Source organism: Nocardioides nanhaiensis, assembly GCF_039542785.1.
GTDB classification, from domain to species: domain Bacteria; phylum Actinomycetota; class Actinomycetes; order Propionibacteriales; family Nocardioidaceae; genus Nocardioides; species Nocardioides nanhaiensis.
Genome location: NZ_BAABIM010000001.1, coordinates 1,576,346 through 1,599,055 on the forward strand (window position 1 = coordinate 1,576,346; position 22,710 = coordinate 1,599,055).

A 22,710-nucleotide genomic window follows, 5' to 3' on the forward strand; every position below is an offset into this window, starting at 1 on the left:
CTCGGCTGTCTGACGGTGCGCGCAAGCGCCGACTCGGCTATGCGTGGCGCGGCGGTCGAGGCTGTCGGCGCCGTGTGCTGGGGTGGTCCCCATGAGCACCGCACCCGCGCGCAGCACGGGCCGGTCCGGCACCCCGGGCCCGGCCTACCGGCTGGTGCGCCCGGGGCCCTCCGTCGCGCCGGCGGCACCGCCGCTCGACGAGCACCAGCGCGCCGTCGTCGAGCACGAGGGTGGGCCGCTGCTCGTGCTCGCCGGGCCGGGCACGGGCAAGACGACGACGCTGGTGGAGGCGATCGTCCACCGCGTCGAGCAGCGTGGCGCCCGCCCCGAGGAGGTGCTCGCGCTCACCTTCTCGCGCAAGGCCGCCGAGCAGCTGCGCGACCGGGTCACCGCTCGGCTGGGCCGCACGGTGTCCACGGCGCTGGGCTCCACCTTCCACTCCTTCGCCTACGGGCTGATCCGCCAGCACGCACCGGCCGAGCTCTACGAGGGCCCCCTGCGACTGCTCAGCGCCGCCGAGCAGGACGTCGTGCTGCAGGAGCTGCTCACCGACCACCCCGAGTCGGTCACCTGGCCCCCCGAGCTGGCCCGCGCCGTCGGCACGCGCGGCTTCGCCGGCGAGGTCGCGGGCGTGCTGGCGCGTGCTCGCGAGAAGGGTCTCGAGGGCGCCGACCTGCACCACCTGGGCGTCCAGGAGGGCCGCCCCGCGTTCGCCGCCGCTGGGCTCTTCCTCGACCAGTACCTCACCGTGCTCGACAGCCTGGGCGCGATCGACTACGCCGACCTGATCCGCCGAGCCGTCCACGTGGCCGAGGAGCACCGCGCCGAGCTGCGCGGCCGCTACCGGCACGTCTTCGTCGACGAGTACCAGGACACCGACCCCGGCCAGGTGGCGCTGCTGCGCGCGCTGGCCGGCGACGGTCGCGACCTGGTGGTGGTGGGCGACCCGCACCAGTCCATCTACGCCTTCCGCGGTGCCGAGGTGCGCGGCATCCTGGAGTTCCCCACGGCCTTCCCGCAGGCCGACGGCGCCCCGGCACCGGTGGCGGTGCTGGGCACCACCCGCCGCTTCGGGCCCCGCCTGCTGCGCGCGGGCCAGCGCGTCGCCGCACGACTGCCGCTGCCGGCGGCACTGCCCGAGGCCGCGCGCGCGACCTTCCTGGCTCCGCGCTCGGAGCACCCCGAGCCCGGCCGGGTGCAGGTGCTCACCTTCGACACCGACCGTGCCGAGCTCGAGCACGTCGCCGACCTGCTGCGCCGCGCCCACCTCGAGGAGGGTCTGCCGTGGTCGGCGATGGCCGTGCTGGTGCGCTCGGGGCGCGCCACGCTGCCGGCGCTGCGCCGGGCCCTCGTGGCCGCCGGGGTGCCCGCCGAGGTGGCCAGCGACGACACCCCGCTGGTCGCCGAGCCCGCCGTCCGCACGCTCGTCGACGCGCTCGACGCCGTCCTGCACCTGGAGGAGACCGACCCGCAGCAGGCCGGCTACCTCGACACCACCCGCGCCCACGGCCTGCTCCAGTCACCGCTGGCCGGCCTCGACGCCGCCGACGTCCGGGTCCTCGGCCGGGTGCTGCGCGCCGCCGAGAAGAGCGCCGCGGCCGCCGAGGGCCGCACGCCACGCAGCTCGCCGGAGCTGCTGCGTGAGGCGGTGGTGGCGCCCGAGGCGCTCGGCGTCAGCCCCCAGCACCCCGAGCAGGCGGTGCGCGCTGCGGCCGCCCTGGCCGGCCTGCTGCGCCGCGCCCGCGGGCTGCTCGAGGCGGGGGCGGCCAGCGAGGAGGTGCTGTGGGAGCTGTGGGACGGCACCTCGTGGCCCGAGCGGCTGCTGACGGCCTCGGGTCGCTCGGGCCCGCAGGCGCGCAGCGCCCACCGCGACCTGGACGCCGTGTGCGCGCTCTTCGACGAGGCCGCGCGTGTGGAGGACCGGCGCGGTCACACCGGCCTCGCCACGTTCCTCGCCACCCTCTCGGCACAGCAGATCCCCGCCGACACCCTCGCCGAGCAGGGCATCCGCAGCGAGGCCGTGCGTCTGCTCACCGCCCACCGCAGCAAGGGCCTGGAGTGGCGCCTGGTGGTCGTGGCCCACGTGCAGGAGGGCGGCTGGCCCGACCTGCGACGCCGCGCCACCCTGCTCGAGGCCGACCGGATCGACCGCGACCAGCTGCGCCCGCCCACCACCACCCGCGAGCTGCTGGCCGACGAGCGCCGGCTCTTCTACGTGGCGTGCACGCGCGCCCGCGAGCGGCTGGTGGTCACCGCGGTGGCCTCCACCGACGACGACGGCGAGCAGCCCTCCCGCTTCCTCGCCGAGCTCGGCCTCACCCCCCAGCACCGCCAGGGGCGCCCGCCGCGCCCGCTCTCGCTGACCGGTCTGGTGGCCGAGCTGCGCCGCACCGCCGCCGACTCCGCCGCCCCCGAGCCGCTGCGCCGCGCCGCCGCCCACCGGCTGGCACGGCTCACCGAGGAGCACCGGGAGGGACGGGTGCGGGTGCCCGCGGCCGACCCCGCCTCCTGGTGGGGCACCCGCGCGGCCACCGAGGCGCCCGAGCCGCTGCGGGCCGAGGGCGAGCCGGTGCGCCTGAGCGCCAGCGCGCTGACCAGCCTCGAGCAGTGCCCGACCCGGTGGTTCCTGGAGTCCGAGGCCGGCGGCCAGCGCGCCTCCACCCAGGCCCAGGGCTTCGGCAACATCGTGCACGCTCTGGCCGACCGGATCGGCCGGGGCGAGGTCGAGCTGCCCCCCGAGGGCCCGGCGCCCGAGCCAGGAGGGGTGGCCGGGGTCGTCGAGCAGCTGATGGGCCACGTCGACGAGGTGTGGGAGCAGGTGCCGTTCCGCACGCCGTGGTCCTCCTCGCGCGAGCGTGAGGAGGTCCGCGCCGCGCTCACGCGCTTCCTGGCGTGGCACCAGCGGCCCGACGCCCGCACCGTCGTGGGCACCGAGCGACGCATCACCGCCGCCGTCCCCCTACCCGACGGCCAGCAGGTGGTGCTGCACGGCTACGCCGACCGGGTGGAGGTCGACGCCGAGGGGCGTGTCGTCGTCGTCGACCTCAAGACCGGCAAGTACGCACCCACCGGCGCCGAGACCGCCGAGCACCCCCAGCTGGGGCTCTACCAGCTCGCTGTCGAGCACGGTGCGCTCGACGACGTGGTGCCCGGGGCCGAGCCCGGCGGGGCCGAGCTCTGGCAGCTGCGTCAGGAGGTGCGCACCAGCCTCAAGGTGCAGCGCCAGGAGCCGCAGGAGCCCGACGCCGAGGGCGTGCGGCCCATCGAGCGGCAGCTGATGGGCGCCGTCGGGGCGCTGCGCGAGGAGCGCTTCCCCGCCCGGCCCGGCAACCACTGCCAGCACTGCGACTTCGCGCCGCTGTGCCCGGCGCACAACTCCGGGACGGTGCTCTCGTGAGCGCGCCGGCCCAGCTCGAGGCCCGGTCAGGGGTGCGCATCGAGTCAGCCGAGCAGCTGCGCGAGGTGATGGGCGCCGACTACACGCTCAGCGACCAGCAGTGGCAGGCCGTCTCGGCGCCGCTCGAGCCCGCCGTCGTGATCGCAGGCGCGGGGTCGGGCAAGACCTCGCTGATGGCCGCCCGGGTGGTCTACCTGGTGGCCACCGGGCAGGTGTCCCCCGACCAGGTGCTCGGACTCACCTTCACCACCAAGGCCGCCAGCGAGCTGCTGCACCGGGTGCGAGGCGCACTCGAGAAGGCGGGCTTCGGCCCGCGGGTCGGTGAGCCCGCCCACCCGGAGTCGGCGGACGAGGAGCCCGACGTCCTCGAGCCGGTCGTGGCCACCTACAACGCCTACGCCTCGGGGCTGCTGAGCGAGCACGGTCTGCGGATCGGTCACGAGCCGGACACCCGGGTGATGGCCGACGCCTCGCGCTACCAGCTGGCGGCCCGCGTCATCGCGCGGCACACCGCCCCGGTGCTGGAGCTCTCCGACCACCCCGCCACGGTCATCGACTACGTGCTCAAGCTCGACGCCGCGCTGAGCGAGCACCTGGTCACCCCCGAGCAGCTGACCGCCTTCGACGCCGCGGCGCTGGCCCGCTTCGAGCCCGGCATCGCCGTGGTGGAGCGCTCCTTCGCCCGGCGCGGCGAGGCGCTGGCGCTGGTGCGCGAGTACCGCGCCCTCAAGGCCGCCTACGGGCTGATGGACTTCTCCGACCAGATCGCGCTGGCCGCCCGGCTGGCCGACGAGCACCCGGCGGTGGGTGAGGCGGAGCGGGCCGGCTACCGCGTGGTGCTGCTCGACGAGTACCAGGACACCTCGGTGGGGCAGGCGCTGATGCTGCGGCGCCTCTTCGGCGGCGGACACCCGGTGATGGCGGTCGGCGACCCCAACCAGGCCATCTACGGCTGGCGCGGCGCCTCGGTCTCCAACATCCTGCGCTTCGACGAGGACTTCCCGCGCGCCGACGGCGGCGAGGTCGCGCGCTACGCCCTCACGGTCAACCGGCGCTCCGACACCCGCATCCTCGAGGTGGCCAACGCGCTGGCCGGGCCGCTCTACGAGCGCTTCGACCAGGTCCAGCCGCTCACCTCCGGCACCGACGCCCCGGGCGCCGTCGACACGGTGGTGCACGAGTCCTACGCCGAGGAGCTGGCCTGGTTGGCGGAACAGGTGGAGGCGGTGCACGGTCCGTCGGCCGCACCCACGGTGCCCTGGCGCGAGATCGGTCTGCTGGTGCGCGACAACGCGCACGCGGCCGACGTCTTCGACGCGCTGACCGCGCGCGGCATCCCGGTCGAGATCGTCGGCCTGCGAGGGTTGCTGCGCCTGCCCGAGGTGCGCGAGGTGCTGGCCACGCTCACCCTGGTCGACGACCTCACCGCCAACGCCGACCTGCTCACCCTGCTCACCGGGCCGCGCTGGGCCATCGGCCCCCGCGACCTCGCGCTGCTGGGGCGCCGCGCCTACGAGCTCGCCGGCGGTGCGGGCGGGCGCTCAGCCGGCCTGCCGCTGGCCGAGGAGCTGGCCCACGCCGTCGCCGGTGCCGACCCGACCGAGGTGGTCGCCCTCTGCGACGCGCTCGACGCCCCCGGCGACCTGCCCTACTCGCCCCAGGCGCGCGAGCGCTTCGGGCTGCTGGCGGCCGAGCTGCGCTCGCTGCGCGCGCACGCGGGCGAGCCGCTGCTCGAGCTGGTGCGGCGCATCGTCGACGCCTGCGGCATCGACACCGAGCTGTGGGCCAGCGTCAGCGAGGCCGGCCGCGCCCGTCGCGAGAACCTCGACCTCTTCGTCAAGGCGGTCGCCGAGTTCCAGGCCGTCGACGGGTCGGTCTCTCTCACCTCGCTGCTGGCCTGGCTCGAGGCCGAGGACGAGGCCGGTGAGGGGCTCGACGTCGCCACGCCGAGCGCCGCCGACTCCGTCAAGCTGCTCACCGTGCACCGCGCCAAGGGCCTGGAGTGGGACGTGGTCTTCCTGGTGGGCGTGTGCGCCGAGAAGTTCCCCTACACGCGCAGCCGCGGCATCTGGCCCGAGCGCGTCGAGATCCTGCCCACCCCGCTGCGCGGCGACCGGCGCGACCTGCCCGACCTGGGGCCCTACACCAAGAAGGGTGTGGCCGCGCTCAAGGCGGCCACCAAGGAGCACGAGGCCGTCGAGGAGCTGCGGCTGGGCTACGTGGCCATGACCCGGGCGCGCCACCACCTGCTCGTCTCCTCCTACCTCTGGAAGGAGGGGCGCGCCTCCCCGCTGGGGCCCTCGCCCTACCAGCAGGTGGTCCGCGAGGTGCTGGAGGGCTGGGGTGGCGCGCCGTTGGCCTGGCACGACACGCCGCCCAAGGGCACCCCCAACCCGTTGCACGGTGCTCCGCGCGAGTACCCGTGGCCGGTCACCGAGGCCAGCGCCGAGGCGCTGCGACGGCGCGAGGCCGCCGAGCTGGTGCAGGCCGCGCTGGCCGCACCCGAGGCGCCCGACCCCGCCGAGGGCCCCGACCTCGGTCTCGACGACCTCGCGCGGGTGCAGGAGTGGGACGAGGAGCTGGGTCACCTGATGGCCGAGGCGCGCCGCGAGCGCAGCAGCGAGGTGGCGGTGCCGCTGCCCAGCAGCCTCTCGGCCACCGCGCTGCAGCGGCTGCGGGAGGACGCCGAAGGCTTCGCCCGCGACCTGGTGCGCCCCATGCCGCGCCGGCCCTCCTCCTCGGCGCGGCTGGGCACCCTGTTCCACGCCTGGGTCGAGGAGCGCTTCGGCCAGCAGCCGCTCATCGACCCCGACCACCTGCCCGGCCGCGGCGACACCGGCATCGACGACCACGCCGACCTGCGGGCCCTGATGCAGGCCTTCGAGTCCGGACCGTTCGCCGACCGGCCGCCTCTCGCCGTCGAGGCACCGTTCGCGATGGTGCTCGCAGGCCAGGTGGTGCGGGGCGTCGTCGACGCGGTGTACGCCGACCCGAGGCCGGATCAGGACGACGGCGAGGGCGTGCTGCTGGTCGACTGGAAGACCCAGCGTGCCCAGACCGCCGACCCGCTGCAGCTCGCCGTCTACCGGGCCGCCTGGGCCGAGCTGCACGGGATCGATCCCTCCCGGGTGCGCGCCGCCTTCTACTACGTGCGCACCGCCCAGCTGGTGGAGCCCGCCCACCTGCCCGACCGTGCCGAGCTCGAGGGGCTGCTGCAGCAGCGCGTCGGCCACGGCGCGCCCTGATCGGTCTTGATACTTTGAGCGACCTATCAAGACCTGTCAGGAGACGGTGACCTCGTGGTGACGGTGGATCCCTACACCCCGGGCCAGGTGCCGCGCGTGCTCGCCGGTCGTGCCGCCGAGCTCGGGCGGATCCGTGACCAGGTCAGCCGGGTGGTGGCCTTCGGCGAGCTGGGCGGGGCGCCGCTGGTCTTCCACGCCCCGCGCGGCCTGGGCAAGACCTCGCTGCTGCGCACCGCCCAGCGCGAGGCTGAGGAGGTCGGCTGCCTCACGGCGTGGGTGGCCTGCTCGCGCGAGCGGGCCTTCCTGCCCGAGCTGCTGCACGCGGTGCGCCGCAGCCTGGAGCGCGCCGGCCTGCCCGCGGGGGGCGACCGCGAGGCCGGCCGCTGGCGCACCCGGCTCGAGAAGGTCTCGCTCGAGCTCGGCCTGCCGGGGCTCTCGGTGGGCGGCGAGCTGCGCACCGGGGTCGATCCGGTGCCCGACGCGTCACCACCTGCCGAGGCCGCTCCCATCGGCGCGCTCGAGGACCTGCTGCACGACGCCGCCACGCTGGCCCGCGGCCGCGGGCGCGAGGGGTCCCGTGGGGGCACTCGCGGTGGGGTGTCGCCCGGTGCGGGGCTGGTGCTGTTCCTCGACGAGCTGCACGCGGCCTCCGCCGTCGACCTCTCGATCCTGCTCAACGCCGCGCAGAACCTCGGGGGAGCGCGCGAGGCCAACCCGCTGGCGGTGGTCACCGCCGGGCTGCCGGTCACGCCCGAGGCCATCGTGCGCGCGGCCACCTTCGGGGAGCGCAGCGTCTTCGTGCCGCTTGACGTGCTCAGCGACGACGACGCCCGCGCGCTGCTCACCGTGCCGGCGCAGGCCCAACAGGTCACGTGGTCGCCCGAGGCGCTCGACCTGGTGGCGGCGGAGTGCCACGGCCACCCCTACCTGCTGCAGCTGCTGGGCAGTGCCACCTGGCAGGTGGCGCGACCGGCGTCGGGCGGGGTGCTGGAGGCCGGGCACGTGGTGGCGGCGGTGCCGTCGGCGCGCGACCAGCTGGACGCGATGTTCCGGGCGCGGTGGGCCGGGGCGACGCCGGGGGAGCAGGCGTTCGTCCGGGCGATGGCGCAAGTGGCGCAGTCCCAGGGCGCCGACAACGTCACCCGCGCTGCCATCGCCGCCCAGCTGGGGCAGCCGTCCTCCTCGATCAGCGTGCCGCGCGAGCGGCTGATCGAGAAGGGCGTGATCGAGCCGGTGGGTCACGGCCTGGTGCGGTTCACGATGCCCGGGTTCGCGCGGTGGGTCACCGAGCTCTCCGGGGAGCACCTGACGCAGGAGTGATCAGCCGCCGAGGCCGGCGGTGAGCGCCACCTCGACCATCTCCCCGAAGGTCTGCTCGCGCTCCTGCGCGGTGGTCTCCTCGCCGGTGACGATGTGGTCGGAGACCGTGCAGATCGCCAGCGCCCGGCGGCCGTGGCGGGCCGCGAGCGTGTAAAGCGCGCTGGCCTCCATCTCGACGGCGAGCGCGCCGTGCTCGGCCATCCGCGCGGTGAGCTCGGGCCGGGTGGCGTAGAACGAGTCGCTGCTCATCAGCAGCCCCACGTGGGCGTGAGGCGCCGCGGCGGCGGCGTCGCGCAGCAGGCCGAAGTCGGCGACCGGCGCGTAGTCGAGGCCCTCGAAGGTGATCCGGTTCATCGAGCTGTCCGTGCACGCGCCGGACGCGATCACCAGGTCGCGCAGGGCGAGCCGCTCGGTCAACGCGCCGCAGGAGCCGACCCGGATGATCGCCTGCACGTCGTAGGAGGCGAACAGCTCGTGGGCGTAGATGGCGAGCGAGGGCTGGCCCATGCCCGAGCCCTGCACCGAGACCGGGTGGCCGCGCCAGGTGCCGGTGTAGCCGTACATGCCGCGCACCTCGCTGTAGCAGCGGGCGTCCTCGAGGTGCGTCTCGGCGATCCACCGCGCGCGCAGCGGGTCGCCGGGCATCAGCACGAGCGGGGCGATCTGGCCGTGCTCGGCGCCGATGTGGGTGCTCACGACCTCAGCCTAGGCTGGCGCGGTGACCGACTCCCAGCCGCAGCCCGCGCCCCACCTGGCCCTCACCGTCGCGGCCCACGACCGGCTCGGCGAGCACCGCAAGGACCAGGCCTGGCTGGACGCCCGCTGGGCCGAGCCGGCCTCGCGCGCGCTCGTCGTCAGCGGCACCCGGGTGCGGCCGGTGGGCCGCGAGCTGCCGTGGATGCCCACCGACCAAGCGCCCGACGGCGTCCGCGTCCTGCTCGGCGAGCGCGGGGGCACCACGTGGTGGGCCGTGATCGTGGGGCCGGAGGTCGCTGCCAGCGAGGAGGGGGAGTGGTACCCGCTGCGAGGGCTGCTGCCCGCGCTGGCCGGCGACGGCGTCGAGCAGGCTCCGCTGGTGTTCCACGCCCTGGGCCTGGCCGAGTGGCACTGGGCCACGCGGCACTGCCCGCGGTGCGGCGGTCCGCTCGAGCCGCGTGCCGCCGGTCACGAGCTGCGGTGCTCGGCGTGCGGGCGCACGCAGTTCCCGCGCACCGACCCCGCCGTCATCATGATCGTGGCCTCGGGCGAGCCCGGGAGCCCCGAGGAGCGCTGCCTGCTGGGGCGCTCGCCCCAGTGGCCCGCCGGCCGGTTCTCGACCCTGGCCGGCTTCTGCGAGCCCGGGGAGAGTCTCGAGGACACCGTGCGCCGCGAGGTGGCGGAGGAGACCGGGGTGCAGGTGGGCGAGGTGACCTACTTCGGCAACCAGCCCTGGCCGCTCCCGGCCAGCCTGATGCTGGGCTTCCTGGCCCGCGCCACCACCACCGAGATCCGCATCGACGAGGTCGAGATCGACGACGCCCGCTGGTTCACGCGTGCGGAAATGCTGGCCCAGGCCGAGAGTGGCGAGCTGGTGCTGCCCGGCGGCGTCTCGATCAGCCGCTCCCTGATCGAGCACTGGCACGGTGGAGCGCTCCCCGGCGCCTGGTAACAGCGTGACGGCTTCGGTTGCGAGCGCAGTCCTCGTGCGTGACGGGTGGTGCAGGTGTGGCGTGTGTTGCTGAAGGTGCGCGTGAGGCGAGGGGGTGATCCCACGTGGACGTGTGATCACGGAACTGGAGGGCCAGAATCCTGGCCCTCCGGTTCCGCGTTCCCACGTGGACGTGGGATCGCGGACCCCCCGGGGGGATCAGGCCAGCGAGGCCAGCTTCTCCTTGACCTGCGCGAGGGAGGGGTTGGTCTGGGCGGAGCCGTCGGAGTAGACCAGCGTGGGGACGGTCTGGTTGCCGTTGTTGGCCTTCTCCACGATCTGCGCGGCCTCGGGCTGGGCCTCGATGTCGACCATGTCGAACGCGATGCCCTCACGGTCGAGCTGGCTCTTGAGGCGGTGGCAGTAGCCGCACCACGGGGTGCTGTACATGATGAAGGTGCCGGCTGCCGGGGTCTCGCTGGACAATGGAGTGTCCCCTCTCGCGTCTAGGGTTCTGAACGGACGGCGACGCCACCCGGGACCGAGGCCCGGACACGCCGCCACCCGAGTCAACCAGAGAGCCCGAGGAGATGTTCCGCAGATGAGCCAGCCCGACCTGCTCGCCGCGCTCGACCCCGAGCAGCGCGAGGTGGCCGAGACCCTGCGCGGTCCGGTGCGGGTGCTGGCGGGTGCGGGCACGGGCAAGACGCGGGCGATCACGCACCGCATCGCGCACGGCGTGGCCACGGGCGTCTACGCGCCCACCGAGGTGCTGGCGGTCACCTTCACCACCCGCGCCGCGGGCGAGATGCGCGCGCGGCTCGGGGCGCTGGGGGCGGGCGGGGTCCAGGCACGCACGTTCCACTCCGCCGCGCTGCGCCAGCTGCGCTACTTCTGGCCGCACGTGCACGGCACCGAGCTGCCGCAGCTCACCGACTCCAAGTTCCCGATGCTCGGCCCCGCGGTGCGCCGCCAGCGCATGAACGCCGACCAGGCGCTGCTGCGCGACCTCGCCTCCGAGATCGAGTGGGCCAAGGTCAGCAACGTGCGCCCCGACGACTACCCGCGCATCGCCGCCGCGCGCGGGCGCAGCGTCGCCACCCTCGACGCCGAGGTGGTGGGCCGCATCTTCACCGCCTACGAGGAGGTCAAGCGCGGGCAGGGCCGGATGGACATGGAGGACGCGCTGCTGCTCACCGCCGGCCTGCTGGCCGAGGACGAGCGGGTCGCGGCGCAGGTGCGGCGCCAGTACAAGTGGTTCACCGTCGACGAGTTCCAGGACGTCTCGCCGCTGCAGTCGGCGCTGCTCGACCTGTGGCTCGGCGGGCGCCACGAGATCTGCGTGGTGGGTGATCCGGCGCAGACCATCTACTCCTTCGCCGGAGCCGACGCCAACTACCTCCGCGACTTCCCGAGCCGGCACCCGGGCACCACCTCGGTCGAGCTGGTGCGCAACTACCGCTCCACCCCGCAGGTGGTCAGCGCGGCCAACACGCTGCTGGCCGGCACGCCCAGCCAGGGCGTCAGGCTGCTGGCGCAGCGCGAGGCGGGGCCGGCGGTCACCTACACCGGTGCGCCCGACGAGGTCGCCGAGGCGGCCGTCGTCGCCCAGCGGATCGCCCGCCTGCGCGACGCCGGCCAGTCGCTCGACGAGGTCGCGGTGCTCTTCCGCATCAACGCCCAGTCCGAGGCCTACGAGGAGGCGCTGGCCGACCACAAGGTGCCCTACCTGGTGCGGGGCGCGGGCCGGTTCTTCGAGCGGCCCGAGGTGCGCGAGGCCGTGACCCGGCTGCGCGGTGCGGCCCGCAGCGGCGCCACCCCGGCCGAGGGTGACGGCTGGGTCGACCTGGTGCGCGACGTGCTCACCGGCATGGGCTGGAGCGCCGACCCGCCCACCGGCCGCGGCCAGACCCGCGACCGCTGGGAGTCCTGGCAGAGCCTGGCCGCGCAGGCCGAGGGCTTCGCCCAGGCCGACGACGCCCACGACCTCGGCGCCTTCGTGGACGACCTCGACCGCCGCGCGAGCGAGCAGCACGCGCCGTCGGTCGGCGGTGTCACCCTGGCCACCTTCCACGCCGCCAAGGGCCTGGAGTACGACGTCGTGTTCCTCGTGGGGCTGCAGGACGGCACGCTGCCGATCACCTACGCCGACACCCCGCAGGCCGTCGAGGAGGAGCGCCGCCTGCTCTACGTCGGCATGACCCGCGCGCGGCGCGAGCTGGTCTGCTCCTGGGCGCAGGCGCGCAACCCCGGCCAGGCCGCGCGGCGTCGGCCGTCCCGTTTCCTGACGCCGCTGCTGCCCGCCGAGGCCGTCCCGAAGCCCGCCGGGTCCAGCACCCGCAACAAGGCGCGCACCTGCGTGGAGTGCGGAGCACCGCTCACCACCGCCGCCGAGAAGAACCGGCGCCGCTGCGCCAGCTGCCCCGCCTCCTACGACGAGGCGCTGTACGAGCGGCTGCGCGAGTGGCGGCGCCTGCGCTCCCAGGAGGACAAGATCGCAGCCTTCATGGTGTTCTCCAACCAGACCCTGGAGGAGATTGCCGAGCACAAGCCGCAGACGCCGGCCGCGCTGCTGGAGATCAACGGCATCGGTCCCGAGAAGCTGGCCAAGTACGGCGACGACGTGCTCGAGCTGACCGGCTGAGCTCCGCCCACGAGCCCTCCCGGGCACTCACGAGCCCTCACGAGCACTGCTCTCGAAACTTCTCGGTGAAATAGTCATAAAATGGTTTGCCCATGACAGGCGGGCCGGGATACCTTTCCCGAGCACGTTGACCGAACACCGCGCACCACGGGCCTGACAAGCCCGGCGCCCGACACACCTGAGGAGGTGGACCCCGTGGAGAACAAGACCAACACCATGACGATGCCGAACGCAGCGCCGTCGCCGAGCACCACCCCGTGGCACCTCTCCGTGTCCGCCTCCGGCAACACCGCCGTCAGCACCCACGCCACCGCGTCCGTCGCGGCCTGCGTGCGCGTGCGCGGCATGGGCGGCCTGACGGTCGGGACCACGGCACCCGTGGGTCTCGGCGCAGCCGCCCGCATCGACGCCGTCGACGCCCGCCAGGGCGCCTTCGCCGGCATCGACGCCGCCGGCTTCGACGCCCAGGCCACCGTCCCGGGTTCTCGCACCTGGAGTCCGCCTCCCTGCTGAGCTGATCAGCACCGGCAGCCTCCAGGCCGCGGAACCCGACACCGGGATCCGCGGCCTTTCTGCTTCTCCGGGCAACCCCCGTGGCGCAGATCGACCGCAGATCCACCAGCACCACACGCGATCAAGGTCAACAACCAGGAGGTGAGACACATGACCATCAGCGTCCTCGACCGCGCCGGTAGCCATGTGCCGGAGTACGACGTGCCGGAGAAGGAGCCCACGCTGGGCTCGCTGCACGACCATGCGGGACAGGTGGACGTCGAGCGGCTGCCGTGCCGGGTCAACGACCCGGACCTGTGGTTCGCCGAGTCGCCCACCGACGTGGAGTACGCCAAGGCGCTCTGCGTGGACTGCCCGGTGCAGCAGATGTGCCTGGCCGGCGCCCTCGACCGGGCCGAGCCCTGGGGCGTCTGGGGCGGGCAGCTGTTCCTGCAGGGAGCAGTGATCCCGCGCAAGCGGCCCCGCGGCCGGCCCCGCAAGGACGAGGCGGCGGCGTGAGCGCCCCGACGGCGCTCGCGCCCCGCTCGTCCCCCCTGACACCAGCACCACCCCACACTCCCGAGTCCCTCGGACGACCCGAGCGGCTCGACACCCCTGAACGGAGCACCACCATGAACCACTTCTTGCACGTCGACCTGGAGCGCGCGGAACGCAGCGCGCGCCTGGGAGAGGCCCAGGGGGTGCGCGCCGGTCGCCGGATGGCCCGCGCCCACCGCCTGAGCCGCAAGGCCGAGCAGGCCGCGCAGCAGGCGCGCCTGGCTCTCGCCCGCGCTCTGTAACGAGTGCAGCCGCAGCCAGCGAGCTGCACCAGATCCCGGAGTCCTCACCTCCGGGGCACCTTGATCGCGGGTGACCACCTCGAGCCGGGTACGTCGTCGAGAACCGACGACGTACCCGGCTCGTCGCACGTCCGGACCCGGCCCGGGTACTACCGTCGGGTGCGTGGAGACCGAGACCTGCGACCACTGCGGACGCCGGGAGGAGTCCGGCGCGGCCACGCTCACCTGGACGACGTCGGTGGAGCACGGCCGACGTCGCACCTACTGCGACTCCTGCTCGCGCACGCACCTGCGCGCGATGGAGGGCAAGCTCGACAGCGAGTACTGGTGAGCCGATCGGTGCCTGGGACGCGCGCTGCTCACCCGGTGTGGTCGAGACCCACCTGCCAGGCGCACCCGCAGGCGGGATGCCGCGGCCAGTGCTGGACGTGCGGCACCCCGCCGGCCGTGACGACGACGCCGGCCGACCAGGTGGCCGGGGCGTCGCCCTCCAGGTAGCGCGCCGCGTCGCGCGCGGCCCACGCCAGCGCCAGCTGCCACAGCACCGGGTCGGCGGGGACGATGGCGCCGGCCGCTGCGGCTCGGGCGAGCTGCTCGACGACCAGGTGACGACGGGGATCGGTCTCGGCGCGGTGGCAGTCGACGCAGCGCTGGCAGGCCGTCAGACCCGGCGCCACCAGCGGCCCGACCTCCAGGCACGCCTCGCGGGCCACCACCAGCAGGTGGGGGCGGTCCTCGCGCACCAGGTCGGCGAGCGCGGCGCGGTCGGGCTCGCCGGTGTGCAGCAGCACGTGCAGCAGCGGCTCGTCGATGTCACCGTCTCGGTGCACCCGCACGCCCGCGGCCACCAGCAGCGACTCCGCCTGACGGCGCAGCTCGCCCGGCCCGCGGACCGCCACCGACCCGGCGCTGCGTGCGGTGGCGCGGGTCGCGGCGGCTGCACCGTGGCGGGCGGCGTCGGCGCGGGTCGCGCGCGAGTCCACCAGCAGGTCGGCCTCGCCCAGCGTCGCGAGCGCGTGGGTCGTCGCCGGGTCGGGGTGCGGCTCGCCGGCGCCGGGTGGCGTCCAGCCCGGCCCGGTGAGGCGTGCCAGCAGCGCGCGCACGGGAGGGATGTCCGGCAGCAGGGCGCGGTGCGGCGCGTCGAGGCCCACCTGCAGGGTGCGGTCGTCGCGGCGCACGGCGAACCAGCCGGGACGCAGGAGGAGCTCGACAGCGTCGCCCTCGGGCTCGGTGCGTGCGGTGGACGCGGTCAGGAGGTGGCGTGGATCGGGCCCCATGGCCCCAGCCTCACACGCGCGAGATCTCGGGCGGACGGCTCATCCACAGGCGCGAGTGGCCGTGGACCGCGTCCCGAGAGGCTCCTCCACCGGGTCCGAGCGTGTCCGGCGGAGGAGCGGGTGGCCGGCGTCAGGCCTTGCCGAGGATCCGGTTGAGGTTGGTGCTGCACACGGGGCACACGGCCTTGGCCATGCGGGTGCCCTTGTCGTTGACCTTGACCTCGCCCTCGGCCTCGCGCTTCTCCTTGCACTTCACGCAGTAGAACTCGCCGCTCCAGGTCTCCGCCATGACGGCCTCCTTGCTCGTGTGGGAATGCTCCGGGACTGATGTGACCGGCTCCGGCCGGCAGGCCACCCGGGGTCCGATCGGTCGCGACCCTACGGCACGGCGGGCCGGGGGAGTGGGAGGCGCGTCACTACGCTGCGGCCATGCCCGACGCCTCTGCTGATGTCACCGAGCCCCTCCAGCACCTGCGCCTCGAGCGTCCCTCCCCGGGCGTCGCGCTGCTCGTGCTCGACAACCCCGACCAGCGCAACGCGATGTCCGAGCCGATGACACGCTCGTGGCAGGCGGCCGTCGACGAGCTGGCCGCCGACCGCTCGCTGCGCGCGGTGGTGGTGACCGGCGAGGGGTCGGCGTTCTGCTCCGGCGGCGACACCGCCTGGATCGCCTCCGAGCCCGAGGCCGGGGTCGACCACCTGCGCACCCGGATGATCGCCTTCTACCGCGCGTGGCTCTCGATCCGGCGCCTCGAGGTGCCCACCATCGCCGCCGTCAACGGCGCCGCCGTGGGTGCCGGCCTGTGCCTGGCGCTCGCCTGCGACCTGCGGTTCTCCGCCGAGGGCGCGAAGATGGGGGTGCCGTTCGTGAAGCTGGGCATGCACCCCGGGATGGCGGGCACCTTCCTGCTCCCCGACGTCGTGGGCCGCGCCGCCGCGCGCGACCTCATGCTCACCGGCCGGATGGTCGCCGACGCCGAGGCCCGCGAGCTGGGCCTGGTCTCGCGGGTGCTGCCGCACGAGGGGTTCCGCGAGGCGGTGCTCGAGATCGCCGCCGGCATCGCCGCCACCGCCCCCATCGCCAGCCGCCTCACCAAGCTCGCGCTCGCCGGCGAGGGGCACGCGGACCTGGAGAGCTGCCTGGCCTACGAGGCGATGGCGCAGCCGATCACCCTGGCCACCGCCGACCTGCAGGAGGGCATCGCCGCCGTCCGCGAGAAGCGGGCCCCGGTCTTCCGCGGGGTCTGACTGCCCACCGCCACCGAAGAGGCCCCCGCCCCGCTTCCCGACACCTGGCTTCCCCGTCCGGGTGTCGGTCTGCGGGCCGAGGGCCTCGTCACGGCTGACGCTAGGCAGAGCTCGGGGCCGCGGTCAACGATGTGGCCGACGTGGTCTCCCCACCCTGTGGACGAGCCTGGGGACAACCGGGCAGGCCCTGTGCACGAACCCCCGCCAGCGTGTGCACAGCCGGTGGAGGAACCTGTGGAAAACCGGGGTGAGGACGGCGCGACGCGCCGTGCTGACCTGCCCCGACGCTTGTCCACCGCCTGTGCACAGGAGAGAGTTGCCGGGTGAGCGGCGTCTCGGAGGTACCTGTCGGCCCGGTACCCACTCCCGTCGCCGCGCTGCGCCGGATCGCCTTCCTGCTCGAGCGGGCGCGCGAGGACACCTACAAGGTCAAGGCCTACCGCGGCGCGGCGGCCGCCGTCCTGCCGCTGGGCGACGACGAGGTGGTGCGTCGCGCCGCGGAGGGCACGCTCACCGACCTGCCAGGCGTCGGGGCCAGCACCGCGAAGGTGATCGCGGCCGCGGCGCGGGGCGAGGTGCCCGACCGCCTGGCGCGCGTGGAGGAGGAGCTGGCCGGGCCGCTCACCGCCGACAGGGCGGGGGAGGAGCTGCGGGCCGCGCTGCGCGGCGACCTGCACTCGCACTCGGACTGGTCCGACGGCGGCTCGCCGCTGGAGGAGATGGCGATGACGGCGCTCGAGCTCGGCCACGAGTACCTGGTGCTCACCGACCACTCCCCGCGCCTGAAGGTCGCACGCGGGCTCAGCGCGGAGCGGCTGGCCAAGCAGCTCGACGTCATCGACGCCGTCAACGAGCACCTGGGCGGCGGGTTCACCCTGCTCAAGGGCATCGAGGTCGACATCCTCGACGACGGCAGGCTCGACCAGACGACTGCGATGCTCGACCGGCTCGACCTGCGCGTGGCGAGCGTGCACTCCAAGCTGCGCATGGACGGCGCGGCGATGACCCGGCGGATGGTGGCCGCGGTGCACCAACCCCACACCAACGTGCTCGGCCACTGCACCGGTCGCCTGGTCACGGGCGGCCGCGGCACGCGCCCGCCCTCTGACTTCGACGCCCGGGCGGTCTTCGAGGCGTGCGCCGAGCAGGGGGTGGCGGTGGAGATCAACTCCCGCCCCGAGCGCCGCGACCCGCCTACTGCGCTGCTCGAGCTGGCCCGCGACCTCGGCTGCCTGTTCTCGATCGACTCCGACGCCCACGCGCCGGGTCAGCTGGACTTCCTGGTGCTGGGCTGCGAGCGCGCCGAGGCGGCCGGCATCGAGCCCGACCGCATCGTCAACACCTGGCCGCGCGATCGGCTGATTGCCTGGGCCCGGCCGGGTTGATGGCCTACCGTCGGGCCATGGAGCGCCCCGAGGTGGAGGTCCGTCGCTCGAAGCGGCGTCGACGCACCGTCTCGGCCTACCGCGAGGGCGGCAAGATCGTGGTGCTCGTCCCGGCGTCGCTCTCCCGGCGCGAGGAGGCCGAGTGGGTCGAGGCCATGGTGGCGCGCATCGAGAAGGCCGAGGCCAGGGCCCGGCCCTCCGACGACGACCTCGCCCGCCGCGCCACCGCCCTCAGCGAGCGCCACCTGTGCGGGCTGGCGGTGCCCAGCTCGGTGCGCTGGGTGGGCAACCAGAACACCCGCTGGGGCTCGTGCACGCCCGGTGACCGCACGATCCGGCTCTCCGAGCGGCTCCAGTCGATGCCCTCCTGGGTGATCGACTACGTGCTGGTCCACGAGCTGGCCCACCTGCTCGAGCCCGGCCACGACGCCGCGTTCTGGTCGTGGGTCGACCGCTACCCGCACGCCGAGAAGGCCAAGGGCTACCTGCTGGGCTGGTCGGCCGCCGCGCGGCTCGAGCCCCCGCCGTCGGAGGAGGAGCCCGCCGCTCCCGAGGCCGAGCCGGCCTGACCTGCGTGACGGCGGCGCGCCAACGCCCGCGCCACGAACGGAGCGAGCTCGGCGTCGGGGAGGCCGTCGACCGGCCACCAGGCCAGGTCGAGCGACTCCTCGCTGATCGACGGCGCGGCCGAGGCCGCCGCGTGCGCGACGAACATGACGTCGAGGTGGTGCACGTTCTCACCGGGGCCGCAGAAGGGCACGTGGTGCGCGTCGAGCAGCAGCGGCACGGGGTCGAGGGCCAGGTCGGCGCGCGCGATCCCGGTCTCCTCCAGCGCCTCGCGCAGCGCGGCACCGGCGAGCGTGGCGTCCTCCGGCTCGGTGTGGCCGCCCACCTGGAACCAGCGGCCCGACTTGGCGTGCAGCGTCAGCAGCACCGAGGTGCCCGCCGCGTCGAGCACCAGGGTGCTGGCGGTGACGTGGTCGGGTCGGCCCGCACGCAGCATCCCGTCGGGGTGCCGCTCCAGGTGCGTCAGGTAGCGGCGTCGCAACGCCTCCTGCTCGTCGTCCGGCGCTTCCCAGTCACGCAGGGTGGTGAGCGCGTCGGCGTGCAGGCTCACTCGTTCGTGGTGTCGGACCCGGAGCCGCCGTCGCCGTCGAGCAGCTTGCGCAGCTCGGCGTCGAAGTCCTCCTCGCCGAGCCCCTCCGGCGCGACGGCGTCCTCACGGAAGCCGAGCGGGTCGTCGAGGTCGGCGGGAGTGGGCAGCAGGTCGGGGTGCATCCACACGCCGTCGCGCGCCTCGGGGCCCTGGCGGGTGCGCAGCGAGCCCCACAGCGTGGAGGCCTCGCGCAGCCGGCGCGGGCGCAGCTCGAGCCCGACCAGCGCGGCGAAGGTGTGCTCGGCCGGGCCGCCGGCGGCGCGACGACGTCGCACGGCCTCCTGCAGCTTGGCGGCGGCCGGCATCCGCTCGGCGGTGGCCTGGCCGACGACCTCGTCGACCCAGCCCTCCACGAGGGCGAGCGCCACCTCGAGGCGACCCAGGGCGGCCTCCTGCCGCGGGGACTTGGGCAGGTCGAACAGGCCGCCGTCCACTAGCTGCTGCAGCGACTCGGGCTTGGTGGGGTCGATGCCGCGCAGCTGCTCCTCCATGCGCGCCTGCAGGCCCTCGACGTTGATCTCGACGCCCTGCGCGTAGTCGGTGACGGCGCCCACGAGGTACTCGCGCAGCCACGGGGTGGCGGCGAAGAGCCGCTGGTGGGCGGCCTCGCGCAGCGACAGGTAGAGCACGACGTCGTCCTCGGAGACGTCGAGCCCGGAGGCGAACTCGCGCACGTTGCTCATCACCAGGGCCGCGGTGCCCGGCTGCCCCAGCGGGATGCCGACGTCGGAGACGGTGAGCACCTCGCCGGCCAGCGTGCCGAGGCCGGAGCCCACCTGGGTGGCGAGCATCGCGCCCATCGCCTTGCCGATCATGCCCAGGATGGGGCCGGCGGCCGCCTGCGCCTCCGCGGGCAGTGCGCCGGCCAGGCCCTTGGTGGACTGCTCGGCGACGGGCTCGACGAGCACCTTCCAGCTCTCCATCGTGCCCACGACCCACTCGGCGCGGCTCCATGCGGCGGGGGTCGTGACGCCGGAGGGGAAGTGCGTGGTGGCGTCGAGCCAGTGGTCGGCCAGGCGCATCGCGTTGGCGACGGCGTCGCGGTCGCGCGCGGTGGTGGAGGGGTCGTTGCCCGCGGCCACGGTCTTGCGGGCCAGGTCTGCGGCGACGGTCCAGTTCAGGGCGCCGTCGTAGGGCTGCATCATCGACTGCAGCTGGCCGAAGATCTGGCTCAGGTCGAACCCGCCGGCACCGCCCGGGCCGCCTGCGCCGCCGGGAGTGCCGGGCATCCCCATGCCGGGGAACCCGCCGAGCGCGCCGAAGATCTGCTCGAACGGCGTGCCCTTGAAGGGGTTGTTGCGGTCGTCGTCGTCACCTGGGCCGCGGTCACTGCTCATGACTCCACGGTACGCGGATCCGGCAACGCGCCCGACCCGGTTCGCCACGGGCGTACAGCCGGCTGATCGGGGCCGCCGTTACAGTCCCGGCATGCCCCACCCCGCCGTGCGCCTGCTCGACCTGCGTGAGACCCCGCTCGACGTCGCCGAGGTGCTGGCCAGCCTCGACGAGGACGAGGCCGGGGGAGTGACGCTGTTCGTGGGCCGGGTGCGCGACCACGACGGCGGCAAGGGCGTCACCGGCCTGGACTACTCCGCCCACCCCACCGCCCGGCAGAAGCTGGAGGAGGTGGCCGACGCCGTCGCCGAGCGCCACCCGGTCACCGGCGTGGCCGCCGTGCACCGCGTGGGCACGCTCGCCATCGGCGACATCGCCGTCGTGGTCGCCGCCTCGGCCGCGCACCGCGGCCAGGCCTTCGACGCCTCCCGCGACCTGATCGACACCCTCAAGTCCGAGGTCCCGATCTGGAAGCACCAGCGCTTCGCCGACGGCACCGAGGAGTGGGTCGGCTCCCCGTAGCCGCCGGCGACCGCCCCATCGCTGGTCGAGCCGGACGTCACCGAGACCCCGCCGACCAACCGCCCTCCCGCACCCCCGCGTGTCTGCGCCCCCGCAGCAGCACACCTACCTACCCTCGAGCGCATGGAGGTCCTGCTCTGGCTCGCGCCGGCTGCCGTGGTGACGGCGGTCGCGATGGCGTGGGCGGGGTGGGCCGGGCGGCAGAAGCGCGACGTCGTCGACCGCGACGAGGCGGTGCGCCGCCTGGGCGCCGCCCTGGAGCGCGGACGAGGGACGCCGGGCTACGCCGTCCCGCAGGAGCGCGCCCGCACCACCGAGCGCAGCACCGGCGTCGCGGTCCGTCGTGGCACCCCGACGCCGCCGCGCCCCGAGCCCGCGCCGACGCCGGTCACGCCGGTCGAGCCCGTCGAGCCCGTCGAGCCGGCCGCGCAGACACCGACGCCGGCCGAGCGCGACGACCGCCCGCACCGCCGCGCCTCCTGATCCACGCGCCGGTCTGACGCCGGCGAGCCCACGGCACGGCCCAGCCCGATACCCATCTTGGGGCGGATGAGACAGTAGGGGTCATGAACCAGCGCTTGATCGCCGCGATGGTCGCGGCGCCGCTGGTGCTCGGCCTCCTCCTCTCGGCGGCCTTCGTGCCGCTGCCCTACGTGGTCTACCGGCCGGGGCTGACCGTCGACGTGCTCGGCGCGCAGGAGGACGGCCGCGAGATCGTGCAGGTCGATGGCGCGGAGAGCTATCCGCACGAGGGGCAGCTGCGCATGACCACCGTGACCGTGACGCCGCCGAAGCCGGCGAAGGTCAACCTGCTGGAGCTGATGACGGCGTGGGTCGACGGCCAGGACGCCGTCGTGCCCTACGACAACGTCTACCGGCCCGACGAGACGCAGGAGGAGAACGACCAGGAGGGTGCGGCGCAGATGTCGGGGTCGCAGAACGCCGCCGTCGGGGTGGCGCTGACCGAGCTGGGCTACGACGTGCGCGCCGTGGGCGTGGCCGACGTGGAGCCCGACGGTCCGGCCGACGGCGTGCTGCGGGCCGGCGACGTCGTCACGGCCGTGGGGGGCGAGCCGACGGCGCAGCCCGAGCAGCTGATCGAGGCCGTGGGTGCCGCGACGCCGGGTGAGCCGCTCGAATTGAGCGTGCAGCGCGGCAGCGGCGACCGCGAGCTGAGCATCACCCCGGAGCGCACCGACGGCCAGACCCGCATCGGCATCTCGGTGGCGCCCACGTTCACGCGGTTCCCGGTGGACGTGCAGGTGGGCATCCCGCCGCAGATCAGCGGCCCGAGCGCGGGCCTGATCTTCTCCCTGGCCATCTACGACACCATGACGCCCGGCTCGCTCGTGGGCGACCACACCGTCGCGGGCACGGGCGAGATCTTCGACGACGGCTCGGTCGGCCCGATCGGCGGCATCGACCAGAAGATCGCGGGCGCCCGTCGCGACGGCGCCGACCTGTTCCTGGTGCCGGCCGACAACTGTGCCGACGCCGCGGACGCCGACCCCGGCGACATGCGGCTGGTGCTGGCCACGACGATGCACGAGGCGCGGCTGGCGATCGAGGAGTGGGTCGAGGACCCCGACGCCGACCTGCCCAGCTGCGAGGACCTCGAGTCCGCGACGGCGGGGGCGGCCGCGTGACCGGCACCGAGGACCTGCTGGGCAGCGCCGACGTCGACCCGGCCCTGGCCGCGGCGGTGCTCGAGATCGAGCAGCACATCGCCACGGGCGGCTGGGACCAGCCGGCACGGCTCTACGCGCTGGTCGACACCGCGGAGATGGTGCAGCGCGAGCCCGCGCTCGCAGCGATGATGGGCCTGGACTCGCCCTCGGAGCAGGGCTCGCTGACCGCCGTCGAGCAGGACCAGCTGGACCCCACGCAGCTGCTGGAGCAGGTGCTCGAGCAGATCGAGTGGCCGGCCGAGGTGGCCGGCTGCGCCGCCGTCGTCGAGCGCCTGGTGCTGCCGCCCGGCAGCGACGCCGAGGTGCCCGAGGACCCGGCCGCGGCGCAGGAGTTCGCCCGCGACCACCCGGACCGCCAGGAGGTGCGCATCGTCGCCGGCGCCACCCGGCACGGCGCCACCTACTGCGCGCTGCGGCTGCGCGCCCACGACGAGGACACCTCGGTGGTGGGCGGCGTCGACCTGGTGCCGGGTCTGCTGACCCTGCTGGCCGCCACCCTGGACCCGGCCGACCCGCCGGAGAGTCCCGCCGCGGTGCGGGATACTGACCGACCCACGACCTGATCCACCCCGAC

General features: G+C 74.7%; 22 protein-coding genes. 16 read left to right on the plus strand and 6 right to left on the minus strand.

The genetic code is table 11. The features are described 5' to 3' along the window. The first annotated feature begins 91 nt into the window (after nt 1-91). The 3 genes from ABD948_RS07560 to ABD948_RS07570 are packed head-to-tail and all read left to right on the plus strand — an operon-like array spanning nt 92 to nt 7,962. Nucleotides 92-3,397: an ATP-dependent helicase gene (locus ABD948_RS07560; RefSeq protein ID WP_345264234.1), complete on the plus strand. Its 3,306-nt coding sequence runs from the start codon at nt 92-94 to the stop codon at nt 3,395-3,397. Then, nucleotides 3,394-6,642, plus strand: coding sequence for an ATP-dependent helicase (locus ABD948_RS07565; protein ID WP_345264236.1), 3,249 nt, complete (start codon nt 3,394-3,396; stop codon nt 6,640-6,642). Before ABD948_RS07560 ends, ABD948_RS07565 begins: the two co-directional genes overlap by 4 nt. Nucleotides 6,643-6,696: 54 nt before the next feature. After that, nucleotides 6,697-7,962, plus strand: a complete 1,266-nt coding sequence (locus tag ABD948_RS07570; RefSeq protein WP_345264238.1) for an ATP-binding protein — start codon at nt 6,697-6,699, stop codon at nt 7,960-7,962. On the opposite strand, the gene deoD is transcribed toward ABD948_RS07570, so the two are convergent. Beyond that, nucleotides 7,963-8,658: a purine-nucleoside phosphorylase gene (gene deoD, locus ABD948_RS07575; RefSeq protein WP_345264240.1), complete on the minus strand. Its 696-nt coding sequence runs from the start codon at nt 8,656-8,658 to the stop codon at nt 7,963-7,965. A gap of 22 nt (nt 8,659-8,680) precedes the next feature. Here deoD and nudC point away from each other — a divergent pair, with 22 nt between their 5' ends. Next, nucleotides 8,681-9,610 (plus strand): NAD(+) diphosphatase, encoded by a 930-nt coding sequence (gene nudC, locus ABD948_RS07580; protein ID WP_345264242.1) that lies wholly within the window; start codon nt 8,681-8,683, stop codon nt 9,608-9,610. Nucleotides 9,611-9,808: 198 nt separating this feature from the next. Here the strand turns inward: nudC and ABD948_RS07585 are convergent, their stop codons facing one another. Next, a complete protein-coding gene (locus ABD948_RS07585; protein WP_345264489.1) occupies nt 9,809-10,039 on the minus strand; it encodes a mycoredoxin in 231 nt (76 codons plus the stop codon). Between the two features lie 151 nt (nt 10,040-10,190). Between ABD948_RS07585 and ABD948_RS07590 the strand changes: the two genes are divergently transcribed. From ABD948_RS07590 to ABD948_RS07610, 5 genes are all read left to right on the plus strand, one after another. Then, nucleotides 10,191-12,233 (plus strand): ATP-dependent DNA helicase UvrD2, encoded by a 2,043-nt coding sequence (locus ABD948_RS07590; protein WP_345264244.1) that lies wholly within the window; start codon nt 10,191-10,193, stop codon nt 12,231-12,233. A 195-nt stretch (nt 12,234-12,428) separates the two neighbouring features. Further along, nucleotides 12,429-12,746, plus strand: coding sequence for a hypothetical protein (locus tag ABD948_RS07595; protein WP_345264246.1), 318 nt, complete (start codon nt 12,429-12,431; stop codon nt 12,744-12,746). A gap of 150 nt (nt 12,747-12,896) precedes the next feature. Further along, complete coding sequence (locus ABD948_RS07600; RefSeq protein WP_345264248.1) at nt 12,897-13,244, plus strand: WhiB family transcriptional regulator; 348 nt, start codon at nt 12,897-12,899, stop codon at nt 13,242-13,244. Between the two features lie 113 nt (nt 13,245-13,357). Further along, on the plus strand, nt 13,358-13,525 hold the full coding sequence (locus ABD948_RS07605) for a hypothetical protein (protein ID WP_345264250.1): 168 nt from the start codon (nt 13,358-13,360) through the stop codon (nt 13,523-13,525). Between the two features lie 163 nt (nt 13,526-13,688). Further along, nucleotides 13,689-13,856 (plus strand): hypothetical protein, encoded by a 168-nt coding sequence (locus tag ABD948_RS07610; protein ID WP_345264252.1) that lies wholly within the window; start codon nt 13,689-13,691, stop codon nt 13,854-13,856. A 28-nt stretch (nt 13,857-13,884) separates the two neighbouring features. Here ABD948_RS07610 and ABD948_RS07615 read toward each other — a convergent pair whose 3' ends face one another. Then, nucleotides 13,885-14,802: a hypothetical protein gene (locus tag ABD948_RS07615; protein ID WP_345264254.1), complete on the minus strand. Its 918-nt coding sequence runs from the start codon at nt 14,800-14,802 to the stop codon at nt 13,885-13,887. A gap of 130 nt (nt 14,803-14,932) precedes the next feature. Then, a complete protein-coding gene (locus ABD948_RS07620) occupies nt 14,933-15,091 on the minus strand; it encodes a DUF5679 domain-containing protein (RefSeq protein ID WP_091115022.1) in 159 nt (52 codons plus the stop codon). Between the two features lie 140 nt (nt 15,092-15,231). On the opposite strand from ABD948_RS07620, the gene ABD948_RS07625 reads away from it, so the two are divergent. The 3 genes from ABD948_RS07625 to ABD948_RS07635 all read left to right on the plus strand — a co-directional run bounded on the left by ABD948_RS07625 (nt 15,232) and on the right by ABD948_RS07635 (nt 18,004). Beyond that, nucleotides 15,232-16,050, plus strand: coding sequence for an enoyl-CoA hydratase/isomerase family protein (locus ABD948_RS07625; RefSeq protein WP_345264266.1), 819 nt, complete (start codon nt 15,232-15,234; stop codon nt 16,048-16,050). Nucleotides 16,051-16,373: 323 nt separating this feature from the next. After that, the gene (locus ABD948_RS07630) at nt 16,374-17,435 is read left to right on the plus strand and encodes a PHP domain-containing protein (protein WP_345264268.1); all 1,062 of its coding nucleotides are present in this window, start codon (nt 16,374-16,376) and stop codon (nt 17,433-17,435) included. Between the two features lie 17 nt (nt 17,436-17,452). Further along, the gene (locus tag ABD948_RS07635; protein ID WP_345264270.1) at nt 17,453-18,004 is read left to right on the plus strand and encodes a M48 metallopeptidase family protein; all 552 of its coding nucleotides are present in this window, start codon (nt 17,453-17,455) and stop codon (nt 18,002-18,004) included. Here the strand turns inward: ABD948_RS07635 and ABD948_RS07640 are convergent. Further along, nucleotides 17,917-18,552 (minus strand): NUDIX hydrolase, encoded by a 636-nt coding sequence (locus ABD948_RS07640; RefSeq protein WP_345264272.1) that lies wholly within the window; start codon nt 18,550-18,552, stop codon nt 17,917-17,919. The genes ABD948_RS07635 and ABD948_RS07640 overlap by 88 nt on opposite strands. Further along, entirely contained in the window at nt 18,549-19,928 is a 1,380-nt protein-coding gene (locus tag ABD948_RS07645) for a zinc-dependent metalloprotease (protein ID WP_345264274.1), read from the minus strand. Before ABD948_RS07645 ends, ABD948_RS07640 begins: the two co-directional genes overlap by 4 nt. 91 nt (nt 19,929-20,019) lie before the next feature. Here ABD948_RS07645 and ABD948_RS07650 point away from each other — a divergent pair, with 91 nt between their 5' ends. The 4 genes from ABD948_RS07650 (at nt 20,020) to ABD948_RS07665 (ending at nt 22,699) form a co-directional block, all read left to right on the plus strand. Beyond that, a complete protein-coding gene (locus tag ABD948_RS07650; RefSeq protein WP_345264276.1) occupies nt 20,020-20,448 on the plus strand; it encodes a molybdenum cofactor biosynthesis protein MoaE in 429 nt (142 codons plus the stop codon). Between the two features lie 123 nt (nt 20,449-20,571). Then, a complete protein-coding gene (locus tag ABD948_RS07655) occupies nt 20,572-20,931 on the plus strand; it encodes a hypothetical protein (RefSeq protein ID WP_345264278.1) in 360 nt (119 codons plus the stop codon). An 83-nt stretch (nt 20,932-21,014) separates the two neighbouring features. Next, nucleotides 21,015-22,094 (plus strand): YlbL family protein, encoded by a 1,080-nt coding sequence (locus ABD948_RS07660; RefSeq protein WP_345264280.1) that lies wholly within the window; start codon nt 21,015-21,017, stop codon nt 22,092-22,094. After that, entirely contained in the window at nt 22,091-22,699 is a 609-nt protein-coding gene (locus ABD948_RS07665) for a PPA1309 family protein (RefSeq protein WP_345264282.1), read from the plus strand. The genes ABD948_RS07660 and ABD948_RS07665 overlap by 4 nt, the downstream gene beginning before the upstream one ends. Nucleotides 22,700-22,710 lie beyond the last annotated feature (11 nt).

Coding starts and splice junctions, on each gene's coding strand:
- ABD948_RS07620 (WP_091115022.1), bottom strand. CDS start 15,091: ATGGCGGAGACCTGGAGCGGCGAGTTCTACTGCGTGAAGTGCAAGGAG.
- ABD948_RS07660 (WP_345264280.1), top strand. CDS start 21,015: ATGAACCAGCGCTTGATCGCCGCGATGGTCGCGGCGCCGCTGGTGCTC.
- ABD948_RS07635 (WP_345264270.1), top strand. CDS start 17,453: ATGGAGCGCCCCGAGGTGGAGGTCCGTCGCTCGAAGCGGCGTCGACGC.
- ABD948_RS07625 (WP_345264266.1), top strand. CDS start 15,232: ATGCCCGACGCCTCTGCTGATGTCACCGAGCCCCTCCAGCACCTGCGC.
- ABD948_RS07615 (WP_345264254.1), bottom strand. CDS start 14,802: ATGGGGCCCGATCCACGCCACCTCCTGACCGCGTCCACCGCACGCACC.
- ABD948_RS07590 (WP_345264244.1), top strand. CDS start 10,191: ATGAGCCAGCCCGACCTGCTCGCCGCGCTCGACCCCGAGCAGCGCGAG.
- ABD948_RS07655 (WP_345264278.1), top strand. CDS start 20,572: ATGGAGGTCCTGCTCTGGCTCGCGCCGGCTGCCGTGGTGACGGCGGTC.
- ABD948_RS07560 (WP_345264234.1), top strand. CDS start 92: ATGAGCACCGCACCCGCGCGCAGCACGGGCCGGTCCGGCACCCCGGGC.
- ABD948_RS07605 (WP_345264250.1), top strand. CDS start 13,358: ATGAACCACTTCTTGCACGTCGACCTGGAGCGCGCGGAACGCAGCGCG.
- ABD948_RS07650 (WP_345264276.1), top strand. CDS start 20,020: ATGCCCCACCCCGCCGTGCGCCTGCTCGACCTGCGTGAGACCCCGCTC.
- ABD948_RS07600 (WP_345264248.1), top strand. CDS start 12,897: ATGACCATCAGCGTCCTCGACCGCGCCGGTAGCCATGTGCCGGAGTAC.
- ABD948_RS07645 (WP_345264274.1), bottom strand. CDS start 19,928: ATGAGCAGTGACCGCGGCCCAGGTGACGACGACGACCGCAACAACCCC.
- ABD948_RS07585 (WP_345264489.1), bottom strand. CDS start 10,039: ATGTACAGCACCCCGTGGTGCGGCTACTGCCACCGCCTCAAGAGCCAG.